Genomic DNA, 983 nt, shown 5'->3' on the forward strand with positions numbered 1-983 from the left:
CCCTGGTTGAACAGGGCCACCGCGACGTCGCCGTCGGCCAGCCGCTTGGCCAGCACCCGCCGGGTGCCGTCGTAGCTGACCTGGGCGCCCTGCAGCCCGAGGGTGTCCTGGTTGATCGCGATCAACCGGGTGTTCTTCAGGATCGTCTGCGTCGCCGCGTTCATGCTGCGGATGTCGTTACCCGCGATCAACGGCGCCGCCATCACCGCCCACATCGAGAAATGCGACCGCATCTCCGTATCACTCAGCGTCCCCCGACCCACCTCCATCATGTCCGGATCATTGAACCCACCCGGCCGGGCATAACCCGACAACGGCACATTCACATCGATGATGTTCTTGACCCCCATCGGATAACCATTGGCCTGCCCGGTGTCCCACGCCAGCTGAATATCCTCCGTCGTACGCCAGATATTCGCCACATCACCCCAGTTACGCTGCGGCCCCGTCTTCGCATGCACACTGTTCGAATTGATGCTGTACAAAATCGGCCGGCCCGTCGCCGCCAACGCATCCCGCATCTTCGCGAACGTCGCCACCTGATCACCGATGCTCCCACTCGGCGAACACCAGTCGTACTTCAGATAATCGACACCCCACGCCGCGAACTGCCGCGCATCCTGCGCCTCATGCCCCTGACTACCCGTCGCCCCCGGATACGAGTTGAAATACTGCGCACACGTCTTGTCCAACGGCGCCTCGTACAACCCGAACTTCAAACCCTTACCATGCAGATAGTCACCCAGCGCCTTCATCCCACTCGGGAACCGGCTCGAATCACCCTGCAAATTACCGGCCGAGTCCCGATTCGGGTTGAACCAGCAATCATCGACCACCACATACTGATACCCCGCGTCCCGCATCCCGGTACTCACGATCGCGTCCGCCATCTGCCGGATCAACGACTCGCTGATGTTGCAACCGAACGTGTTCCAGGTGTTCCACCCCATCGGCGGGGTACGACCCACCCCGTTGTCGAGGGC

General features: G+C 61.9%; 1 protein-coding gene. It reads right to left on the reverse strand.

Translation table 11 applies throughout. The features are described 5' to 3' along the window. A partial coding sequence (locus Afe05nite_RS43510) for an alpha-galactosidase (RefSeq protein WP_239118642.1) occupies nucleotides 1-983 on the reverse strand: 983 nt, incomplete at both ends.

The organism is Paractinoplanes ferrugineus, from assembly GCF_016862195.1.
GTDB lineage: Bacteria > Actinomycetota > Actinomycetes > Mycobacteriales > Micromonosporaceae > Actinoplanes > Actinoplanes ferrugineus.